This window comes from Acidovorax sp. KPB24-03, assembly GCF_057546605.1.
In genome coordinates, this window is the sequence record NZ_BAAJYR010000456.1 from 1 (window position 1) to 2,621 (window position 2,621).

General features: G+C 70.1%; 2 protein-coding genes and 1 pseudogene. All 3 read right to left on the reverse strand.

Features of this window, described 5'->3' with window-relative positions:
* Positions 1-56: 56 nt before the first annotated feature.
* Complete coding sequence (locus tag AC27KI_RS22495) at positions 57-1,289, reverse strand: YjgN family protein (RefSeq protein ID WP_372588280.1); 1,233 nt, start codon at positions 1,287-1,289, stop codon at positions 57-59.
* A gap of 159 nt (positions 1,290-1,448) precedes the next feature.
* Positions 1,449-2,270 (reverse strand): RNA pseudouridine synthase, encoded by an 822-nt coding sequence (locus AC27KI_RS22500; protein WP_487115924.1) that lies wholly within the window; start codon positions 2,268-2,270, stop codon positions 1,449-1,451.
* A pseudogene (locus AC27KI_RS22505) lies at positions 2,263-2,621 on the reverse strand (MBL fold metallo-hydrolase); the annotation flags it as partial. The pseudogene AC27KI_RS22505 and the gene AC27KI_RS22500, both read right to left, overlap by 8 nt.

The window sequence follows — 2,621 nt, forward strand, 5'->3', positions numbered from 1 at the left end:
CGGCCGGGGGCGCGGAAGGGTCGGCCATGCGGTCGCGGTGCGGCAACGGCGAAGCGTCAGCCGATCAGGTCGAGGCCGGCCGCGTCGGCCAGCGCATCGCCCACGCCGCCCTGCTGCTGGCGCACGAGCTGCCCGGCCACCTGGTCCACGCCGCCCTTGATGTGCAGGGTGACCGATTCGAGCTTCATGCGGTATTCGCTCACGCGGGCAAACGGGCGGTAGAACCCGAGCGTGACCACGGTGAGCAGGATGTTCTTGAGCCGCAGCCCCACGTAGCGGCCCGCGCGCAAGTCGCACTTGAAGCGGGCCATGTGGCTCACGCCGATGTTGTTCCACATGAGCTGGAACATGCGCGCTTCGCGGAAGGCGCGCGCGGGGGCCGATGCGAGCAGGAACACCACGAAGAACAGAATGAAGCCCAGCACGATGAACACGAACAGCCACATCCCCATGCGCTGCGTGGAGTTGGCCAGCAGCGCCCACGAGCCCTTCAGCGCCGCGGCGATGACGGCGCCCAGCACGGCCGACGACAGGAGGAACACCAGCACGGTGGCGACCCAGACCTTGACGAAGTCCACGTACTCCGGCTTCCAGCGGCCGGGCTCGGCGCCGATCTGCGAGCGCAGCACGAGCAGGCTGCGGTAGTTGTATTCGAGGCGGATGAAGCACAGCACGATGAGCACCAGGCCCACGGCCAGCAGGCCCCACATGGGCCCCGTCACCTTCGGCAGCTTGCGCCCGCCGGCCGGCAACTGCGCCTCGGGCGCCAGGGCCTGCAGACCGAAGAACACCGCCAGGCCCACCAGGGCGATGGCGAACACCGGCCAGCTGGCCTGGTAGACCTCGCGCCAGTTGGCGTTGAACTGCAGGCGCAGCCCCTTCCAGCGCGTGTTGGCCAGGCGAAAGCGCATGGCGCTGCCCCAGATCAGCGGGGCGAGGAGGGCGCCGCCGATCAGGAACAGGCCCACGGTGGCGTCCTGCCCCGTGCGCACGGCGATCTGGTAGGCGGCGGTGAGGCCCAGCAGCACGACGAAGCCGAAGACCATGCGGCGCTGCTGCGCGGTGAATTCGAGGGGGCTGCCGGCCACCAGGGTATGGCCGTAGAAGTACTGCGCGGTGCGCCGGCGGGCCCAGGGCGTGTACAGGCCGAGCGTGAGGATGCCCAGCAGCACGTTCACGATCCACACCCGGAAGTATTCGCCCCCGCTGCCGGTGAAGACCAAGGCATGCGGTTCGATGCCGTGCGATGTGAAGGTGGAAGACACCCTGTCTGCGGGTGGTGGGGTCATGTCCATGGGCTGCTCTCCTCGGTGCCGCGGAGTGTAGCGCAGCCCCTGGGGCATCGGTGGCCTGTCCATCGGCCTGTAGCGCAATACCAACTTGCGGTGGCAGCTACTGATTTTGTAGCGTTTGCGGTGGCGCTGCGCGCGGCGGGGCGCCCGCCGGCGTCAGAACTTTTCCCACGGCTGCAGGTAGCGCCACTGGCCCTCGGGCACCTTGGCCAGCGGCACGCGGCCCAGGCGGATGCGCTTGATGGCCACGACTGACAGGCCCACGGCCTCGCACATGGCCGGGATCTGCCCGGGGCGGATGCCCTTGAGCGCAAAGCGCAGGCGCGTCTCGTTCTGCCAGCTCACCTTGATGGGCGGCAGCGGTCGGCCGTTGAAGCTCAGGCCGTGGCAGAGCTTTTTCAGGCCGCTGTCGGACAGCGTACCCTGCACCTCGACGATGCATTCCTGCTCCAGCGATTCGATGTCCTCGGCCAGCTTGCGGGCGATGCGCGCATCCTGCGTGTAGACAACCAGGCCGCTCGCGGGCGTGGGCAGCGGGGTGAAGCATTCGAGCGCCCGGAAGTGCCGCTGCAGCACGCGCGTGCCGCTGGCGTCGTCGGCCGCATGCGAGGCCGCGCCAAGCAGGGTGAGCGCCGAGGGCTCCCCCTGGCTGCGGCTGCCGTGGCTTCCATGGCGGCCTGGGCCTGCCGGCGCCGCGCTGACCGGGCCCTGAGGTACGCCTGGGCCGCCCAGTCCCGCTTCGTAGCCCACGGGCTTGTGCAGCAGCAGGGTCACCGGGGTCAGCTCCATCAGGTTGGCGTCCTGGTCCATGGTCACCGCCTGGTGCGGCGAGACGCGGGCGCCGGGCGCCTCGACCACGCGGCCGTCCACACGGACCCAGCCGCCCTCGATGTATTGCTCGGCCGTGCTGCGCGAGCAGCCCAGTTGTTCGGCCACGCGCTTGGCGAGGCGGATGTGTTCGCGGTTGGGATCAGACATGGCCGGGCTCCAGGGAAAGGTTCAGTGCGCGGATGCGCTCGACATGGGCCAGCAGCGAGCGCCGGGCCACCGGCCACATGCGCTCGGGCACATCGCCGTAGGCGTGGCGCACCCAGTCGTCCGGGCTGCCGTCGGGAAAGGCCCGCATCGCGGCCAGCACCTTGGCCTCGCGCGCCAGGCGGTGGGCCTTGAGGCCGGCGATGGCGCCGCGCGCATCGCCCAGCACGTAGCCGTGCGCGGGCAGGATGAACTGCACGCTGTGCCGCTCGCACAGCGCATCGAGCCGGTCGAGCGAGTCGAGGTAGTCGGCCATGTTGCCGTCCGGCGGGTCCACCACCGTGGTGCTGCCGT

What these genes read in the sequence shown, in the direction of transcription:
- AC27KI_RS22495 (WP_372588280.1), bottom strand. Translation starts at nt 1,289, where the DNA reads ATGACCCCACCACCCGCAGACAGGGTGTCTTCCACCTTCACATCGCAC.
- AC27KI_RS22500 (WP_487115924.1), bottom strand. Translation starts at nt 2,270, where the DNA reads ATGTCTGATCCCAACCGCGAACACATCCGCCTCGCCAAGCGCGTGGCC.